Annotated in this window: 18 protein-coding genes and 1 tRNA gene; 11 read left to right on the forward strand and 8 right to left on the reverse strand. The window is 58.0% G+C overall.

From position 1 onward, the window contains the following. Positions 1-535 precede the first annotated feature (535 nt). The 4 genes from ACR0L4_RS20680 (at position 536) to ACR0L4_RS20695 (ending at position 4,474) form a co-directional block, all read left to right on the forward strand. Complete coding sequence (locus ACR0L4_RS20680) at positions 536-1,285, forward strand: 5-oxoprolinase subunit B family protein (protein WP_480514883.1); 750 nt, start codon at positions 536-538, stop codon at positions 1,283-1,285. Continuing rightward, on the forward strand, positions 1,282-2,280 hold the full coding sequence (locus tag ACR0L4_RS20685; RefSeq protein WP_480514884.1) for a 5-oxoprolinase subunit C family protein: 999 nt from the start codon (positions 1,282-1,284) through the stop codon (positions 2,278-2,280). Before ACR0L4_RS20680 ends, ACR0L4_RS20685 begins: the two co-directional genes overlap by 4 nt. Before the next feature lie 12 nt (positions 2,281-2,292). Next, positions 2,293-3,054, forward strand: coding sequence for a LamB/YcsF family protein (locus ACR0L4_RS20690; RefSeq protein ID WP_480514885.1), 762 nt, complete (start codon positions 2,293-2,295; stop codon positions 3,052-3,054). A 172-nt stretch (positions 3,055-3,226) separates the two neighbouring features. Next, entirely contained in the window at positions 3,227-4,474 is a 1,248-nt protein-coding gene (locus tag ACR0L4_RS20695) for a hypothetical protein (protein ID WP_480514886.1), read from the forward strand. Between the two features lie 68 nt (positions 4,475-4,542). Here the strand turns inward: ACR0L4_RS20695 and ACR0L4_RS20700 are convergent, their stop codons facing one another. Both ACR0L4_RS20700 and ACR0L4_RS20705 read right to left on the reverse strand, forming a co-directional pair. Then, positions 4,543-5,937 (reverse strand): D-alanyl-D-alanine carboxypeptidase family protein, encoded by a 1,395-nt coding sequence (locus ACR0L4_RS20700; protein ID WP_480514929.1) that lies wholly within the window; start codon positions 5,935-5,937, stop codon positions 4,543-4,545. A 279-nt stretch (positions 5,938-6,216) separates the two neighbouring features. Next, a complete protein-coding gene (locus ACR0L4_RS20705) occupies positions 6,217-6,918 on the reverse strand; it encodes an HAD family hydrolase (protein WP_480514887.1) in 702 nt (233 codons plus the stop codon). Between the two features lie 93 nt (positions 6,919-7,011). Between ACR0L4_RS20705 and clpS the strand changes: the two genes are divergently transcribed. The 4 genes from clpS to hemF are packed head-to-tail and all read left to right on the forward strand — an operon-like array spanning position 7,012 to position 10,074. Beyond that, entirely contained in the window at positions 7,012-7,353 is a 342-nt protein-coding gene (clpS, locus tag ACR0L4_RS20710; RefSeq protein WP_170751702.1) for an ATP-dependent Clp protease adapter ClpS, read from the forward strand. A gap of 27 nt (positions 7,354-7,380) precedes the next feature. Beyond that, a complete protein-coding gene (locus tag ACR0L4_RS20715) occupies positions 7,381-8,346 on the forward strand; it encodes a class I SAM-dependent methyltransferase (protein ID WP_480514888.1) in 966 nt (321 codons plus the stop codon). A gap of 37 nt (positions 8,347-8,383) precedes the next feature. Next, positions 8,384-9,184: an SDR family oxidoreductase gene (locus tag ACR0L4_RS20720; RefSeq protein WP_170751698.1), complete on the forward strand. Its 801-nt coding sequence runs from the start codon at positions 8,384-8,386 to the stop codon at positions 9,182-9,184. Positions 9,185-9,189: 5 nt separating this feature from the next. Then, on the forward strand, positions 9,190-10,074 hold the full coding sequence (gene hemF / locus ACR0L4_RS20725) for an oxygen-dependent coproporphyrinogen oxidase (protein WP_480514889.1): 885 nt from the start codon (positions 9,190-9,192) through the stop codon (positions 10,072-10,074). Between the two features lie 3 nt (positions 10,075-10,077). Here the strand turns inward: hemF and ACR0L4_RS20730 are convergent, their stop codons facing one another. Continuing rightward, positions 10,078-10,488, reverse strand: a complete 411-nt coding sequence (locus ACR0L4_RS20730) for a hypothetical protein (protein WP_480514890.1) — start codon at positions 10,486-10,488, stop codon at positions 10,078-10,080. Positions 10,489-10,652: 164 nt separating this feature from the next. On the opposite strand from ACR0L4_RS20730, the gene ACR0L4_RS20735 reads away from it, so the two are divergent. Then, positions 10,653-11,165, forward strand: coding sequence for a toxin-activating lysine-acyltransferase (locus ACR0L4_RS20735; RefSeq protein WP_480514891.1), 513 nt, complete (start codon positions 10,653-10,655; stop codon positions 11,163-11,165). A 2-nt stretch (positions 11,166-11,167) separates the two neighbouring features. Beyond that, on the forward strand, positions 11,168-12,079 hold the full coding sequence (locus ACR0L4_RS20740; RefSeq protein WP_480514892.1) for a Hint domain-containing protein: 912 nt from the start codon (positions 11,168-11,170) through the stop codon (positions 12,077-12,079). 2 nt (positions 12,080-12,081) lie between these two features. On the opposite strand, the gene modC is transcribed toward ACR0L4_RS20740, so the two are convergent. Genes modC through modA form a run of 3 tightly spaced genes read right to left on the reverse strand, consistent with a single transcriptional unit; the run spans position 12,082 to position 14,656 of the window. After that, on the reverse strand, positions 12,082-13,182 hold the full coding sequence (gene modC / locus ACR0L4_RS20745; protein WP_480514893.1) for a molybdenum ABC transporter ATP-binding protein: 1,101 nt from the start codon (positions 13,180-13,182) through the stop codon (positions 12,082-12,084). After that, a complete protein-coding gene (modB, locus tag ACR0L4_RS20750; protein WP_170751685.1) occupies positions 13,179-13,871 on the reverse strand; it encodes a molybdate ABC transporter permease subunit in 693 nt (230 codons plus the stop codon). The genes modC and modB overlap by 4 nt, the downstream gene beginning before the upstream one ends. A 5-nt stretch (positions 13,872-13,876) precedes the next feature. After that, entirely contained in the window at positions 13,877-14,656 is a 780-nt protein-coding gene (gene modA / locus ACR0L4_RS20755; protein WP_480514894.1) for a molybdate ABC transporter substrate-binding protein, read from the reverse strand. Between the two features lie 192 nt (positions 14,657-14,848). On the opposite strand from modA, the gene ACR0L4_RS20760 reads away from it, so the two are divergent. Further along, positions 14,849-14,924 (forward strand) — tRNA-Val (locus tag ACR0L4_RS20760). A gap of 143 nt (positions 14,925-15,067) precedes the next feature. Here the strand turns inward: ACR0L4_RS20760 and ACR0L4_RS20765 are convergent. Beyond that, on the reverse strand, positions 15,068-15,829 hold the full coding sequence (locus tag ACR0L4_RS20765; RefSeq protein ID WP_170751681.1) for an ABC transporter permease: 762 nt from the start codon (positions 15,827-15,829) through the stop codon (positions 15,068-15,070). Then, on the reverse strand, positions 15,826-16,572 hold the full coding sequence (locus ACR0L4_RS20770; RefSeq protein ID WP_170751678.1) for an ABC transporter permease subunit: 747 nt from the start codon (positions 16,570-16,572) through the stop codon (positions 15,826-15,828). The genes ACR0L4_RS20765 and ACR0L4_RS20770 overlap by 4 nt, the downstream gene beginning before the upstream one ends. Positions 16,573-16,579 lie beyond the last annotated feature (7 nt).

Consider the following 16,579-nt stretch of genomic DNA (forward strand, 5'->3'; position numbering starts at 1 on the left):
CTAACAACTTCCCTAAGATGCCCCCAGTCTCTCCTGAGCGTCACCGCCGCTGCCGCAGCGTCCCAGCACCTCAGCGCCGCCGGTGAAGGGGGTTCTAAGGTCTACCGAACACAGCCGCAAGCAGAAAAATCAGTTCTCGGTGCATTTTTTTGCGTTTCGGTGAAAAGTTAAACAATTTCATATCCTTAAAGACCTCTCGCAAAGTGATTTTAAGCCAGTTTGATGCGTCCCATTTTGAACAACACTCGACTCGGCACAGACCTGACAATGCCAAACCACAACATGTTGGGCTCAGCGGGAAACCAGATACAATCCAATCCGACTCAAAGCCGTGTCTGAAATCCCGCCAAATCGTTGACTCACCCGATTCCGCAGCGATTGGTGCAATCGTCTCTGCGCTATCCAGGCCAGAGAACAGGTCTGAATTGGCTGCACATTCAGAATCTCTGCGTTCCAAGTTCACTCTACTTGCGCATTCCTCCGCAATGCGGTCTGGTCTCCGAACGCATCCAAACGATCCAATGGCAGCAACCGCATGACTCTGGGCCTTTCCTATCCAATGGTGCGCACCGTCGGTCTGGACGGCGCATTGGTGACATTCGCAGGCAAAATGACCGAGGCCGCGAACCGGGCCGCCCTGGCGTATCGCGACCAGATCGATCACTTGGATCTGGACGGTGTCATAGAAACCTCCGCTTCGCTTGGGTCAGCATATGTGCGCTTTGACCCTCAGCGCGTTCGCCATTCAGAGATCGCTGACCGATTGAACCAACTTCTGAAACAGAAAGATTGGTACAGTGCGGCATTGCCGGATGGGCGAAGACTGTGGCGTGTTCCAACCGTGTACGGAACGGATCTGGCCCCTCAACTGGATGAAGCCGCAAACGTGGCAGGGCTGAACCCTGCCGAGGCCGTTCGTCGGCTCAGCCAGTCGCGGGTGCGCGTTCTGACAATCGGGTTCGCGCCCGGACAACCCTATCTCGGTCCTCTGGGTCCCGAGTTCAACATACCCCGCCTGCCAGAATTGAACCCGATGGTGCCCGAAGGTGCTCTGGTTTTGGCGATCTCGCAATTTGTTCTGTTTTCCGGCCCAACACCAACAGGGTGGCGACATATCGGTCAAACCGCCTTCCGGTGTTTCCGGCCTGAAATGGAAGAGGCATTCACCCTGAAGCCAGGCGATGAATTGCTGTTCGACCCGGTATCAAGAGACGAATTGGAAGCCATTCGCGCAAACAACGACACTGGCCTTGGCGGCGCAACGTGTCATGAGATTGTATCATGAGCCTGACAGTTCGACGCATCGGCCCCGCGTGCACCATTCAGGATCAAGGGCGAACAGGCTATCTGGATCAGGGGCTGTCCCGGTCCGGAGCAGCCGACATTCTGGCACTGCATGAAGGCGCGGCTTTGTTGCGTCAAAGCCCGGACCTGGCTGCGTTGGAAATGGCGGGCATGGGGGGCGAATTTGAAGCTACTCAGCCCGTCCGGGTGGCGCTGACCGGCGCGCCGATGCAGGCCAGCATCGACGGGTCTCAAATCGTCTGGAATGCATCACAATTACTGGACACTGGACAACGCCTGACAATCGGCCCGAGTTTGCAAGGAAACTATGGCTATCTGCATCTCGGCGGCGGTATCAATACTGACGTCTTTCTGGGGTCGCGCGCTACCCATCTGACGGCCAAGATCGGGCGCGTGGTTGAGGCCGGTGATCAGCTGCCTTCAGGGACAGATAGTGGTGAGGCTGGCAGCAAGCTGCACGTCACCGACCGATTCACTGGCGGTGTTCTGCGCGTCGTCGCCAGCTTTCAAACCTCGCTGTTCGATGACGCCACGCTGAACCGCTTCTCCCAGACCCAATTCCGACGGGGTGCACGCGCAAACCGGATGGGGATGCAGATGGAAAGTGACGGTGACGGGTTTGCAGCCAACGGGCAGTTGAACATTCTCTCCGAAGTGATCACCCCCGGCGACATCCAGATGACCGGAACAGGCAATCCCTTCATCCTGTTGCCCGAGTGCCAGACGACGGGCGGATACCCCAGAATTGCAACCGTTTTACCCTGCGATTTGCCCCGCGCAGCGCAAACTCCTGCTGGCGCGCCGATCCGCTTCGAATTCGTAGCGATGGATCAGGCCGTGGATCTTGACGCTGTCTTCCGGGCCGAACTTGCCCGCTTGCCGGGGTGTATTGAACCTTTGGTCCGCGACCCGCATGACATCCCGGACCTGTTGTCCTACCAATTGATCGGCGGAGTGATCTCTGCCACCGAGTAAGGAGACCTGTTGATGCCCCAAGTGGACCTGAATGCCGATATGGGCGAAAGCTATGGCCCCTGGAACATGGGTGATGATGAAAGCCTGCTAAAGATCATCACGTCGGCCAATATCGCGTGTGGGTTTCATGCGGGCGACTGGGATGTGATGGCAAAGACGATGACACTGGCCGCCGAAAACGATGTGGGTATCGGTGCGCATCCTGGCTTTGCCGATCTTCAGGGTTTTGGTCGCCGCAATATGAAAGTGCCCCACGAAAGCCTGCGCAATCTGGTACGGTATCAGCTGGGTGCTGCAAAAGGAATGGCGGCAGCGGTCGGCACCAAGGTGCGGCACCTGAAACTGCATGGCGCCTTGGCCAACATGTGCTCGGTCGATATCGACATGGCGCGGGCTTGTTATCAGGGCGCGCTGGATGTTGACCCGAATATCATCATCATGGTGCTGGCCGTAACGAAACAGGAAGAGGCCGCCCGCGCGCTCGGTTGCAAGTGGGTGGGCGAAATCTTCGCTGACCGTGCCTATAACGACGATGGTACTCTGGTCGATCGCAGCCTGCCCGGGGCGGTTATCCACGATGCAGAGATTGCTGGCCCGCGCATTCTGAATATGGTGCGCGAAGGGGCCATCATCTCCGAGTCCGGCAAACGGCTTGAAACCTCAATCGACACGATCTGTCTGCATGGCGACGGCCCGACAGCCGTGCAAATCGCCCGCTCGGTCAAAGAGACTCTGATCGCGGGCGGGGTCGATGTTAAAAAGTTCACCCGATAGACATTTGGTCGTAACACCCGTTGCCCAATTTCCCGCTGTTGCCCGAACAGGATTCAACGCATAGCATGCCTGCAAGTGCATGTTCTGAATACCGTTATTGTAGCAACACAATGAATAACACAATGAATCAAGCCACCGCGCTTGCAGCCAGATGTCCCGCAAGGAGGCGCCAATGTCTTTTGATCTGATGTCTTATGAACCACGAGGCGACAAGAAGAACTCGGACTTCTTCAAAGAATATCTGCCGATGATCTACGAGCGACGCACCAGCTCGGGCATCGCAGATCAGGTTGGGCCGATGCGCGCGATCGTCATTCAGGTCGAGACCACGGCCCTGTTTGACACGATGCTCGAACTGTATGTCATGACGCCCTATCGACATTCGGCCAGCTATCTCGGGCGGACGCACAAGTTCTCTATCCTGCATTCGCACCCTGACTATCCGGCGTTGATCCTGATGGCGCCGCTGAGCGAAAAATTTGAGGATTTCATCCCGCGCATAAACCGGATGTACCCGCTGGCCCGCAACACGCCCCAGACCCGGTATGTAGGAGAAGTTTTTGCCGCGAACGATCTTGCTGCGCTCAGCAAAACGCTGGAAGATCAGAATATCCGGTTTGAATACGCGGGCGATACCGAGAACCCGTTTTACACTCTGGACGGGTTTTGCTTTACGACCCCGTCCGATTTTACCTGCAACCGGGTCGGCTATTCGACCTTGGACTTCAACGACCCGGACAGTCTGGGCCTCGGGGATCGTGTCCTTCTGAGCGATACCGAGAAAGCCAGCCTCGATGTGGCCGCGACGTTTGGCACCGACTCGAAAATCGCACCTCTGATGCTGGGGGTCGATCACCTCGCCACCCGCGTTCTGGCGGGCGAGCGCGAAGATGCTATCCTAGAGTTTCTGACAATGGTGCCCTACTATTTTTGGGGGGCGTACAATATCTTCGATATGAACTCGTCGACCAACGTAAACCGCAACGCCAACGTGGACGACGACAAGAAATCCCCGGCCAAAGTGTTCACAGCCAACAACACGCCGTCCTTCGTGAACTCGTTTGCCAAACTGCCCATGCCGACCGAAGATTTCGTGCGCAATTTTGGTCGCCGCCTCCACCACATGGCCGTCGAGATTCAGGATGGGGATCATGGCGCTGGCGAGAAGAACGTCGACTACGTTGTCAACACATTGAAGGACAAGGGCGTGCCTTTCCTCGCGCATGTCGTGGGTGAGTGCAAAGACGACCCGAACCTGAAACAGATCTTTTCGAAACACTCGAAGAATACGCTGTTGATCACCGAATACATCGAGCGCTGCCATCACTATGACGGGTTCTTTACCAAGGACAACGTCGCGGCCCTGACCGCCGCTGCCGGGCAGGACGAGCAATACGAGCACGGCCATGTGTTTGACTGATCTGGTTGGATAAAAAAGGGCTGCGAAACATCGCAGCCCAGTCCCATCAGGAGAGTATATGTCGGGTCTTATGACGGCCCGATCATGAAACAGGTGACATTGCGGGCTTGCAACCGGCGGCAGGCCAGATCGGCCTGCTCTCGCGTCATGCCCTGGAACGTGGCCTCGAACCCTCTTGAGTTTTGGTTGACTTTCCTAAGGGTGCCTTCAAGCGTGGTCATTTCCGACAACGCGGTTTTCAGCAACACCTTCTCGGCCTCATACCGTGTCGTGTATCGGCCGACATTCACACCCCACAAATGCCCGCCTGACGTGGACAAACGCGTGACAACCTCTTGTTCCGGCTCAGGTTGTTCATCGGGCTGAGTTGAGGCCAGAACCAAATTTTCAGGCCGCAAAGCCGGACGCGTATCCGAGCTTTCCACCGGAGGCGCGGTAGGTGCGAGATCAGCCTCGGCGATGGCTGCTGCAATTCCGCTTTGAATGCGGTCCCGGCTCTGGTTCGCATTTTCGACCACAGCGCTTGCCACTTGAGTTGCGGCATTGGGACGGATCACCGGACGCAAACTGGATTTCGGCGCGCCAGTCAGACGCGCGACCTGTGTCGAACCGCCCAAACCGGTATTGCCCGCATAGGCCGGGCGCGCAGGTTTGCGGATCGGAGCACGCGACGGAGCCCGGCGAAAGCCAAGGTCCAGCAGTTCGGCCACTTTGGCATTGCGCGACGCACCCGACTTGCCACCGAACACGGTAGCGATGATGCGCTCATCCTTGCGCTTGGCCGACGCAACAAGGTTGAACCCGGCGGCACGGGTATAGCCCGTCTTGATTCCATCCGCGCCCTTGTACGCCGCCAGAAGTCGCCGGTTCGTGTTGGGAACCGTCTTGATCCCGGCATGGGTCGATTGGCGCGAGAACAGGTTGTAGTACTGCGGATAATCATACAGCAGATGACGCCCCAAAGTGGTCATGTCGCGTGCGGTGGACATATGCCCCGACTCAGTCAGACCGTGGGCGTTCTTGAACGTCGTCCGGCTCATCCCCATCGCCTTGGCGGTCCGGGTCATTCGGCGGGCAAATGCGGCTTCGGAGCCGCTGATCGCAATCCCGATGGCCGTGGCCGCGTCATTGGCTGACTTCACTGCCGAGGCTCGGATCAGGTACCGGAACGCAATCGTTTGGCCGGAGCGTAGGCCCAGTTTTGACGGCGGCTCCGCCGCTGCTGCCCGCGTGATACGAACCGGGGTGTCCAGCGTGATCTCTCCATTCCGCACTGCCTCGAACGCGATATAGAGTGTCATCATCTTGGTCAGGGAGGCAGGGTGCAGCCGGGTATCGGCATTGCGCGAATGCAAAACTTCGCCCGTTCGCGCGTCGATCACCATCGCCGCGTAGGGGGCGGCAAAGGCTTTGAGGGGCGCAAAAGAAAGCACCACAAAAAACGCTATGAGGAATACGCCCATCCGGGCCGGGACTGTCCACCGACTCTGCACGATCTTTGCCTCTGTCTGCCTCGCGCCGCCGGGTTTTCCCGGTCGGCTGAAATTATTTTAGTTGGTCCAAGGCTAACACAGGGGACCTCTAAATGAAACCGAAAGCTGGTGTTTTCGAGGGCTGGTTACAGCTGTCGGCGCCTTCTATATATAGACGTCGGCGCACGCCATCCTACCACATGCGCGAAGATGGCGGGATCATGGCCGAGGCTGCGTTGTTTTTTTCGGAACTGAGGCCGAACGGCAACATCAGCCGAGGTCGCGCACCAAATCAGCAACGTCCCCCAGATCCGCCAGTTCCCGGAATCTCGGGTGGCCAACCGGCACTTCGGCCTGTTCGACCTCCCAGACCAGGCCATGGGGAACATAGACACCCCAGCACCCGGCCTGTATCGGCGCCACCACATCCGACCGCATCGAGTTGCCAACCATCATCGCCGCCGATGGTCCGTCTCCGTGTTGTTCAAAGATAGAGCGATAGGTCTCAGCCGTTTTTTCCGAGACAATCTCGACCCCGTCGAACAAATCCCCCAACCCCGATTGCGCCAGTTTGCGCTCTTGGTCGATCAGATCGCCCTTGGTGATCAGAATCACACGGTGTGTATCCGCAACATTCTCAATCGCCTCGCGCGCGTGGGGCAGAAGCTCGATCGGATGGGCCAGCATCTCTTGCCCGGCTTCGATCAACTGACGAATGACCGAGGCAGGAACGCGGTCGTCGGTCACTTCTATTGCCGTCTCGATCATTGACAGCACAAAGCCTTTGATCCCGTATCCATAGTGCTGAATGTTACGCTTTTCTGCCGCAAGAAGACGCTCCATCAGTTGATCACGTTCCGCGTGATCTGCCAGAATCTGTGCAAAATGGGCCTGGGTCAGCTGAAAAAATCGCTCATTGTGCCACAGCGTGTCATCCGCATCAAAAGCGATCGTCGTCAGTTTTTTGTCCATTCCGAATAGGTCCGCTACCTCTTTATTCTGACGGCGTCCACGTTATATAAGCGCTCAGATAAACCCAATGCCTGAATCGGACTGTTGCGCGCGATGCTGGAAAACCCCTGGATGATGTCTGACAAATCAGATGACGACGGTGACGCGTCTGTCCTGCTGCAGACACGGCCCAAAACCAAGCGTCCCCCGCTGTACAAGGTGCTATTGCTGAACGACGATTACACGCCGATGGAATTCGTGGTTCACGTGCTAGAGCGTTTCTTTGGCATGACCCACGCACAGGCGTTCGAAATCATGCTGACCGTGCACAAAAAAGGCGTGGCCGTGGTCGGCGTGTTCAGCCACGAGATTGCCGAGACCAAAGTGGGTCAAGTGATGGATTTTGCCCGCAGGCACCAGCATCCTTTGCAATGCACGATGGAACGCGAAGAATAAAATAGGCCGGGTTGACCGGAATTGACCATGTCCCCTCGCCTTGACCTCGCCCTGAACAGCGGCCTGACCCTGTCTCACCCGCTGACCGTGATCGGCCCGACAACCGAAAACGACCTATCGGGCTTGCCGCGCAATGCTCAGGTCGTTCAGCCATTCAAACCGTTTCACGATTATTTTGCCAGCCAGGGTTTTGCCGTTGCGCCAGTGTCCGATGCGCCCTGCCACGACGCGCTGGTGTTTCTGCCGCGCGCCAAGGCGCTGGCCCGGTCCTTGATCCATCGCGCCTGCGCCCGTGCAAGCGGGACGATTGTTGTCGATGGGGCCAAAACCAATGGTATCGACAGTATCCTGAAAGATGTTCGCAAGCGGGTTGCCATCGAAGGTCCGATTTCCAAGGCCCATGGCAAGATCTTTTGGTTTCAGGCTGATGACGCCGCCTTTGTCGATTGGGCCGCACCCGAAACGCAGAGCGTGGGTGGCTACGCGACAGCGCCCGGTGTGTTCTCAGCCGACGGCATTGATCCTGCGTCAGCCCTTCTGGCGCATTCTCTGCCCGACAAGCTGGGGGCCCGAGTGGCGGATCTGGGCGCGGGCTGGGGGTTCTTGTCGGCGGGGGTGCTGAAGAGTGACCGTGTCAAGTCATTGCATCTGGTCGAAGCAGATTACATTGCACTCACCTGTGCCAAATCGAATATCACCGATCCGCGGGCACAGTTTCACTGGGCAGACGCGGTGACCTGGAAAGCATTAGAGCCCATCGATACCGTCATCATGAACCCGCCGTTCCATACGACACGCAGTGCCGAACCCGCGCTGGGGCAAGGCTTCATCAGATCCGCCGCACGAAACCTGACCCGCAGCGGAGACCTCTGGATGGTCGCCAACCGCCATCTGCCGTACGAGTCCACCTTGACGGAGGCCTTCACTCAAGTTCACGAAGTGACAGGCGACAATCGGTTCAAGGTGTTTCATGCCTCTCGCCCCCGGGTCTAAGCCCCGCTAACCTGCGCTTCAACTCAGGAGGATTCGGATGTCCTTTTCCATAGCTGGCAAGACAGCGATTGTAACCGGCGGGGCCAACGGGATTGGTTTGGCCATCGGACGCCACTTTGCCGATGCCGGGGCCAATGTGGTCTTTGCAGATATGGACGAAAAACGGCTGGTCGAAGAACTGGGCGAGCAGGGCGATGAAAGCAATATACGCTATTTCGCAGGCGATCTGCGCGAAAAGCTGACCATTGCCAACCTGCTGTCGGCCACGCTGGACGCGTTTGATCAGGTTGATATCCTGATCAATGGTGCCCGTCAGGTGATCCCGTCAGACCCGCTGGACCCTGATGACGACTCGGTCCGGACACTGTTGAACCAGAACCTGATGCCCGCCCTGCGTTTGAGCCAGCTGGTGGCCAAACGGATGATCAAACAGGCCGGAGACGATGACGACAACCCTGCAGGCTCGATCATTAACCTCTCGTCGATTGCGGCCCGGCGCACCCACCCGGACCTGATGGCCTATTCCGTCTCGACCGCCGCGCTGGATCAGATGACACGCTCGCTGGCTGTGGCGCTGGCCCCAAACCGCATTCGCGTTAACTCGATCGCGCTGGGATCCGTGATGAGCGCTTCGCTACAGTCCACGTTGAAAGAAAACCGCGATTTCCGCGACGATATCGAAAAGCACACCCCTTTGGCGCGGATTGCAGCCCCGACCGAACTGACGGAAACCGCGCAGTTTCTGGCCTCGGACGCCGCAGGCTTCATTACGGGCCAGATACTTACGATTGACGGCGGCCGCACCCTGCTGGATCCCGTCGCAGCCCCGGCGCATTGAGCCCCATGTTTGACACCGAGAAGAACACCGCCTCAGTCTGGTTCCGCCGATTGCGCGACGACATCGTCGCCGCGTTTGAGGCGCTGGAAGACAGTCACGACACCGGCCCCTTTGCCGAGGCAGAGCCCGGACGTTTCGAGGTCAAGGACACCAAGCGCCAGTCCGAGGATGGTTCGGACGCGGGTGGTGGTCTGATGTCGGTTATGCGCGGCGGGCGCGTTTTCGAAAAGGTGGGCGTCAATGTCTCAACCGTCTACGGGACACTGGGCGAGCGGGCGCAGCAGGCCATGGCGGCGCGCAAGGGTATTCCCGGCATGACCGAGGATCCGCGGTTCTGGGCCTCGGGTATCTCGCTGGTGGCCCATATGCAGAACCCTCACGTTCCTGCCGTTCATATGAACACGCGCATGTTCTGGACGCCGCATGCCTGGTGGTTCGGCGGTGGATCAGACCTAAACCCTTGCATTGAATATGATGAGGACACCGCGCATTTTCACGCCACCCAAAAGGCGCATCTGGACCCGCATGGACCTGGTCACTATCCACGCCTGAAAGATTGGGCTGATACGTATTTCTACATCCCTCACCGCAAACGCGCCCGTGGGGTCGGCGGGATTTTCATGGATGACTATTGCACCGATGACTGGCAAGCGGATTTTGCTTTGACCCAGGATATCGGGAAAGCTTTCCTTCCCGCCTTCCTGCCACTTGTCGAAAAACGTCGGGTCCAAAACTTTGCTGAGGCAGACAAGGACATACAGCTGGTGCATCGGGGGCTCTATGCCGAGTACAATCTGGTTTATGACCGGGGCACGAAGTTCGGGCTTGAAACTGGCCATGACCCGGATGCGGTGTTGATGAGCCTGCCACCTCTGGCCAAATGGGTCTGAGTGTCAGAAACCGAAATCCATGAAGTTGTCGAAGCAGTAGCTTTGCGCAGATGTGGCCGACATGTTCTCGCCGACCCGTTTGACGGTAATGGAATACCCCGGAGTGGTATCCGCCCCGGGTGGCGGCGTCATTGAGAATTGAACCGTGCGCACGCCGGGTTCGTAAGCGCGATAGATGTAGATGCGGGTCGGACCTGGAACGCCCAGAGTTCGGATCGCAAAGTCCCCAATCCCGCACCAATAGTTCACCGGGGCCGAAGAGCCGATGGCTTTGACCTCATAGATGCCCCCATCCAGCGGCGTGATTTCGGTCCTGTATTGCGGGCGTACATTGACGCCAAACCCCAGCGCATGTGCCAGCTGCGGGGCAAACATCATCGTTGAAACAACAAAGGCCTGGGCGAAACGCATCATCTGAACGTCCTGAAAAATCTATTGTAAATTGAGACTAGCACAAATACCGGCAACGTCGAGTGGTGCTGCGCATAGTGCCTGCGTGGTCAATCATATACAGAAAACTATATGCAACCTGCATGTGGTTGAATACCATCGGGATATCAACCAAGATCAGGTGTATTTTGAGTCAATCGTTTCCCAAGGACTGGTTTGATCTGTCGCCCGAAAAATATGCTGATTTTGGGGCGATGTTCTATCTGGCCGGGCTGACCAGGGCGCATCAGAAACGCACATTGGCGCAAGTGCTTTATGCGTTTGAGACACCTCTGAGGTTGGGACAGTACCACATGTTCCGCCAGAACGGCTTTCCACGGGGGTTCGTGACATTTGCCGGTCTCAGCCCAGAGGTGGAACACAAATATGGTGTTCAGGAAAAACCTCTGAGCGACAAGGATTTCACCAGCGGATCCTCGTTCTGGATCATCGATCTGGTTGCGCCGTTCGGACAAACGAACGAGATCGTAGACATTCTAAAGACAGAAATACCACACCCTAGGGTCCGTACGAACCGGGTTATCGGTGACATGACCCGGAACCGGATCGTAGAATGGACGCGGGACAAAACTGGTGATGTTCATATGAGGCTTTACCGGAAGAAGGAATTCGCGCGGATGCTGGAACAAAGCGGAGCCTGAAAATGGGATCAGTCACAATCTCTGGTGACATCACCGGGGCCGTTACCGGCGATCCGCCAAATCTGGCCAATGGTGATTTGGATCTGACCGGTGGGTTTGCGCTTTCCGCCAATTGGAGCATCGCAACGCAACCCGCTTTGGGAACGGCGACAATAGATGCCGCCGGACAATGGACGTACACGGTTGATCCCGGCGACTATGACGACCTGGACTTTGGCGAGATTGTCGAAGACACCTTTACCGTCCGTGTCACTGGAAACGAGGTCAACACGGATTTCGAAGTCGTTCCCTATGACCTGACACAGACAATAACCATAACGATCGAAGGGGTTTGCTTTACGGCCGGAACACTGCTGGAGACGGATCAGGGGCCTCGGCGGATCGAAACGCTTTCGGTTGGTGACTGGGTCCGAACCCACGACAACGGTTTGCAGCCGGTCCGCTGGATAGAAAGCAGTTTGATTCCGCCCGAGCGGTTGCACGACGACCCAAGTTTGCGCCCAGTGCGCATCAAACGCGGCAGCCTTGGACCGAGCACACCAACTCGTGATCTTGTGGTCTCGCAACAGCACAGGATATTAATCCGGGGGGCCAAAGTGGAACTGTTGTTCGGCGCGCCCGAAGTCTTGGTTGCGGCCAAACATCTTTGTAGCTGGCCGGGAATTTTCATCGACCGCTCGGAGCAGCCCGTGGAATACCTGCACATCCTGATGGATCGTCACGAAATCCTGCTTGCCGACGGGGCGCTGGCGGAAAGTCTGTTTCTGGGTGATGAGGCGCTGCACACCCTGTCATCAGACGGCTTGCAGGAACTTGCCTCCATTTTTCCGGACCGGGTGACGCATCTGTCACCGGGTTTCGGACATGCCGCGCGAAAGATCCTGCGCGCACATGAGGCACGCGCACTGGTGTGATCTCAGCCCATAGGACCGATCCGACCGCCCACATCCTCTGGGGCCAGCGCCACGGTCTTGATCACCGCATAGCAACGTGTTCCCGACTGCAAACCCAGAATTGAAACCGAACGGCGGGTGATCCGCGCAAGAACGACCCCTGCCATGGTCTTGACCGACACAATCGCACCCGGACCCTCGCCCGCCCGGATCGTGTCGACAGTCCCGCTCAAAACGTTCAAGGCAGAAAGACCCTCGGGCGGTTTGTTCGACAGGATGACTTCTTGCGCCGGGATGCGGATGCGCAACTCTGCACCTATCTGATGTGGGATACGGGGCAGGAACAACGCACTGCCCCCTGCATCCAGCTCGGTCAGCCCATCATCATGATGCGCCTTCACACGCACGCGCAACACCGCGCCAACGGCACGCACGCCGGCCGGGGTAACGGAAGGGTCGGCCAGAACCTCAGAGGCCGGACCCTGGCGCGCGACTTTGCCGTCCTGCAATGCCACGACGGACGTCGCCAACCGGGCAACCTCTGCTGCGGAATGCGTGACGTACAGGATCGGGACCGACACCTCATCCCTCAGGCGCTCGAAATACGGCAGGATCTCTGCCTTGCGGGCATCGTCCAGTGCCGCCAGAGGTTCGTCGGCCAGGATCAGGCGTGGGCCGGCCAACAAAGCACGTCCGATGGCGACGCGCTGTTTTTCTCCGCCCGACAAACCAGCCGGACGTCGATCAAGCAGGTGGCCGATACCCAGCATTTCAATCACCTTGTCAGGGGTCTCGCGCTTTGCTGCGCGGGGTGCGAACCACCGACCATAGACCAGGTTCTGACGGACGGTGAGGTGGGGGAACAGTCGCCCCTCCTGAAAGATGTAGCCCAGCCTGCGCTTGTGCGGCGGCAACCAGTGCCCGGTTTCGACATCGAACAATACCCAGTCATCCACCGCAACACGCCCGGCTTCGGGCCGCAGCAAGCCCGCCATCGCGTTTACGACCGTGGTCTTTCCTGACCCCGAGCGCCCGAACAGAACCGTCACCCCAGCGGGCGCGTCAAAGCTGATATCCAGTTCAATCCCGGGCAGATGCTGGCGCAAACGAACGGACAGGCTCATGACCCGGCCACCCGCGCCGCTGCGCGACGTCCGACATATTCGGACAGCAGCAAGGCGCTCATCGCCACAATGATCGATATGACCACCAACCGGGTCGCGGCCGCTTCGCCCCCCGGGACCTGCAAAAAGGCATAAACAGCCGAAGGCAGTGTCTGGGTCTGGCCGGGAATGTTCGACACAAAGGTGATTGTCGCCCCGAATTCGCCCATAGCTTTGGCAAAAGCCAAAACTACCCCCGCGATCACACCGGGCAGGATCATCGGCAGGGTCACTGTTGCAAACACCCATGGGCGCGAGGCCCCCAGCGTTGCCCCGGCCTGCTCCAACCGGGGATCCACCGCCTCAATCGACAAGCGGATCGCCCGGACCATCAGCGGGAAAGCCATGATACCGGCAGCCATTGCCGCTCCGGTCCAGCGGAAGGCGACGACAATCCCGATCTCGGCCAACAACCGCCCCATCGGTCCTTGAACACCAAAGGTCAGCAAAAGCAGATACCCGGTGACGACCGGCGGTAAAATCAAAGGCAGATGCACCAGCCCATTCAGCAACTGCCGCCCCGGAAAGCGCCATCGCGCCAAGGCATAGGCCACCAGAATGCCAAACGGCAACGTCGCCAGCGTCGCCCAGAACGAAACCCGCAGGGATAGCTTTAGCGCCTCGATCTCAGCGGGACCCAACCACTCCATCCTGATCACCTGCCCGGCAGAGAGAACCCCTGCCCTTCAAACACACGCGTTGCCGCATCGTCCTGAATATAGTCCAGAAAAGCCAACGCCGCAGGAGCGGCAGAGACGGTCGCCGCCGCCGGGTAGACAATCGGCGGGTGGGACCTGTCCGGAAAATTTCCGATCACGCCAACCCGCGTATCAGCCAGAGCGTCCGTCCGGTACACAATGCCCATCGGCGCGGCCCCGGTTGCAACCAGAGCCAACGCGGCGCGCACATTGTCAGTCTGGGCGATCTGATCCTGCACACCCTCCCACATCCCAAGGGATTGCAATGCGGCCTTGCCGTAGATCCCGGCGGGCACCGCATCGACCAGAGCCATAGCCAGAAACCCGGTACCAAGACTTGCCGCCAGATCATATGCGGCGTCAATCTCGCCAATCTGCGCGTTTTCTTTGCCCCCGATCAAAACCAAACCGTTACCCAGCAACGCAACACGCGATTGTGCATTGATGATCTGGTCGTCCTGCAGAACATCCATCCAGTCTTCATTGGCGGAGATGAACAAATCCGCCGGAGCACCCGATTGCAACTGACGCGCCAGAACGGATGATGCCGCATATGAAATCGTAATGGCCTGCCCGGTATGGTCTTCATAGTCGGCTGCAATCACGTCCAAAGCATTTTTCAAGCTGGCAGCCGCAAACACCAAAACCCCGTCTGCCCCGGCCCGCATCGGTGCCAGCAAAATCGCTGCAAGCACCAGAGCCGCCACAGAAAAACGGAAAGGGGAAGGTCGCGTCATGTCCACTCCAGCCTGGACGGTTTCAGTCTCTATCGGGGATATCGGAGGCAACAGGCCGCATGCAAGCGCCTTTCACCTGCTCTTGTCCCTTCAAGCATGGCATCTACCCGGCCTGATACTGACCAAGTGATGCAAGAATTTCATCCAAACCCTCTTGCACCTAACCGCAGGCTTGGCTAAATGCACCTTCACGGGTGATTAGCTCAGTTGGTAGAGCGCTTCGTTTACACCGAAGATGTCGGGAGTTCGAGTCTCTCATCACCCACCATCCCTACATGCGCTCGGAAACTCGTTGTTGTGCAGCCTTATGGAAAAGGGGATTGGGGACTTTCAATCTCGAACAAAACTTGGGGAAACGGCACACGTGCACGAATGATCTTCATGCTCGTCCGACAAGGCTTCGCAAGCCAATCAGGCCCCTTCGAACCGCCGGAAAGCCAAAGCGATCAGCCCGGCGATGATCATGTATACCAATGCCAGCAGCAACAGCGGCTCGTACACAATGAAGGTATCTGATCGAACACGCGACGAGACCGCGTATATCTCGACCACCGTGATTGTCGCCACCAAGGGTGTCGCCTTCAATTGCAGGATTGTCTCCCCGCCCAAGGTCGGAAGCACATTGCGCACTGCTTGGGGTAGCCAGATCCTGCGGAACATAGTGAAGCGTGGCATGCCAAAGGATTTCGCGGCTTCCAGCTGCCCCTTTGCAACGCCGGAAAACGCCCCGCGCATCACTTCGCCTTCGTAGCCCGCAAAGGATAGTGTCAGTGCAAGCACGGCGTAGGGCCATGCCTGGCGCAGGTACGGCCATAGCTCTGAAGACCGTATCCAGGGAAACTGCGGGAAAAGAGAGCCCAAACCATAATACAGCAACCAAATCTGCAACAGCAGCGGCGTGCCTCGAATGATGGTGCAGAAAATCCGGGCCGGCGTGGACAAGTACCAAGGACCAACCGCCTGTGCCAATCCCAGCGGCACGGCCAGAAGAAATCCCAGAACAGTTGTCACCACCAATAGCCATATCGTGGTCCAAAGACCCTGCAACGCCAGAGGGGCATATTTCGGAATCCAGTCCCACCGCAGCGAGAACGCGCACCAGATCACCAGCGCCGCAAACAGGAGCATCATGACGATCCGGTGCGGTTGCATAAGAGATCTGACGGTGATCATGCAGCGCCCCCTTTCAGGGAAGGTTGGCCACGTCGTGCCCATTTCTCGATACGTGCGAACACCACACCGGAGAACAGCGTCACCATCAGATAGAGGAAACCTGCCGCAAGAAAGAAGGTAAAGTAAGCCCGGGTGCTGCTGGCAGCCTGTCGCGTCTCCAGTGTCAGCTCGCTAAAGCCAACCACTGCAAGCAAGGCCGTATCCTTGGTGGCGATGAGCCACAGATTGGCCAGCCCCGGTGTCGCGAAACTCATCATCGCCGGGATCGTTACCCGACGCATGATCATGAAAGCTGGCATGCCATAGGATTTCGCCGCTTCGATCTGGCCGATTGGCACAGCCTTGATCGCACCGCGCAGCACTTCTGTGGCATACGCGCCCTGCACCACGCCAAGAACCCAGATGCCAGCCGCAATGCCGTTGATTTCAACCCGACCGCCCCCGACCGCCTCGGAGATCTTGTTGATGATATCACTGCCAACGTAGTAGAGGATCAGAATCAGCACCAGTTCGGGCACCGCACGGATCACGGTCGTATAGATGGCAAGAAGATCACGCGTGACCTTCCCGCCGTAGAGTTTGCCGTAGGCACCGAACAGCCCGATGACCAGCCCCATTCCAAATGCGCCAAAGGCAATCTGCAGGGAATTTGCAAGCCCGCGCAGCAGGTTGCCCCCCCAGCTTGACAGCGACAGCAGCTCGGCGGTGGTACCGAGGCCCAGTGTCTCGAACAGTCCGGTCACAACAGCC

This window comes from Ruegeria sp. AB5, assembly GCF_056542645.1.

What these genes read in the sequence shown, in the direction of transcription:
- ACR0L4_RS20685 (WP_480514884.1), top strand. Translation starts at nt 1,282, where the DNA reads ATGAGCCTGACAGTTCGACGCATCGGCCCCGCGTGCACCATTCAGGAT.
- ACR0L4_RS20720 (WP_170751698.1), top strand. Translation starts at nt 8,384, where the DNA reads ATGTCCTTTTCCATAGCTGGCAAGACAGCGATTGTAACCGGCGGGGCC.
- ACR0L4_RS20705 (WP_480514887.1), bottom strand. Translation starts at nt 6,918, where the DNA reads ATGGACAAAAAACTGACGACGATCGCTTTTGATGCGGATGACACGCTG.
- ACR0L4_RS20700 (WP_480514929.1), bottom strand. Translation starts at nt 5,937, where the DNA reads ATGGGCGTATTCCTCATAGCGTTTTTTGTGGTGCTTTCTTTTGCGCCC.
- modC (WP_480514893.1), bottom strand. Translation starts at nt 13,182, where the DNA reads ATGAGCCTGTCCGTTCGTTTGCGCCAGCATCTGCCCGGGATTGAACTG.
- ACR0L4_RS20765 (WP_170751681.1), bottom strand. Translation starts at nt 15,829, where the DNA reads ATGATCACCGTCAGATCTCTTATGCAACCGCACCGGATCGTCATGATG.
- modB (WP_170751685.1), bottom strand. Translation starts at nt 13,871, where the DNA reads ATGGAGTGGTTGGGTCCCGCTGAGATCGAGGCGCTAAAGCTATCCCTG.
- ACR0L4_RS20680 (WP_480514883.1), top strand. Translation starts at nt 536, where the DNA reads ATGACTCTGGGCCTTTCCTATCCAATGGTGCGCACCGTCGGTCTGGAC.
- ACR0L4_RS20690 (WP_480514885.1), top strand. Translation starts at nt 2,293, where the DNA reads ATGCCCCAAGTGGACCTGAATGCCGATATGGGCGAAAGCTATGGCCCC.
- ACR0L4_RS20715 (WP_480514888.1), top strand. Translation starts at nt 7,381, where the DNA reads ATGTCCCCTCGCCTTGACCTCGCCCTGAACAGCGGCCTGACCCTGTCT.
- ACR0L4_RS20730 (WP_480514890.1), bottom strand. Translation starts at nt 10,488, where the DNA reads ATGATGCGTTTCGCCCAGGCCTTTGTTGTTTCAACGATGATGTTTGCC.
- modA (WP_480514894.1), bottom strand. Translation starts at nt 14,656, where the DNA reads ATGACGCGACCTTCCCCTTTCCGTTTTTCTGTGGCGGCTCTGGTGCTT.
- ACR0L4_RS20695 (WP_480514886.1), top strand. Translation starts at nt 3,227, where the DNA reads ATGTCTTTTGATCTGATGTCTTATGAACCACGAGGCGACAAGAAGAAC.
- ACR0L4_RS20740 (WP_480514892.1), top strand. Translation starts at nt 11,168, where the DNA reads ATGGGATCAGTCACAATCTCTGGTGACATCACCGGGGCCGTTACCGGC.
- clpS (WP_170751702.1), top strand. Translation starts at nt 7,012, where the DNA reads ATGCTGGAAAACCCCTGGATGATGTCTGACAAATCAGATGACGACGGT.
- hemF (WP_480514889.1), top strand. Translation starts at nt 9,190, where the DNA reads ATGTTTGACACCGAGAAGAACACCGCCTCAGTCTGGTTCCGCCGATTG.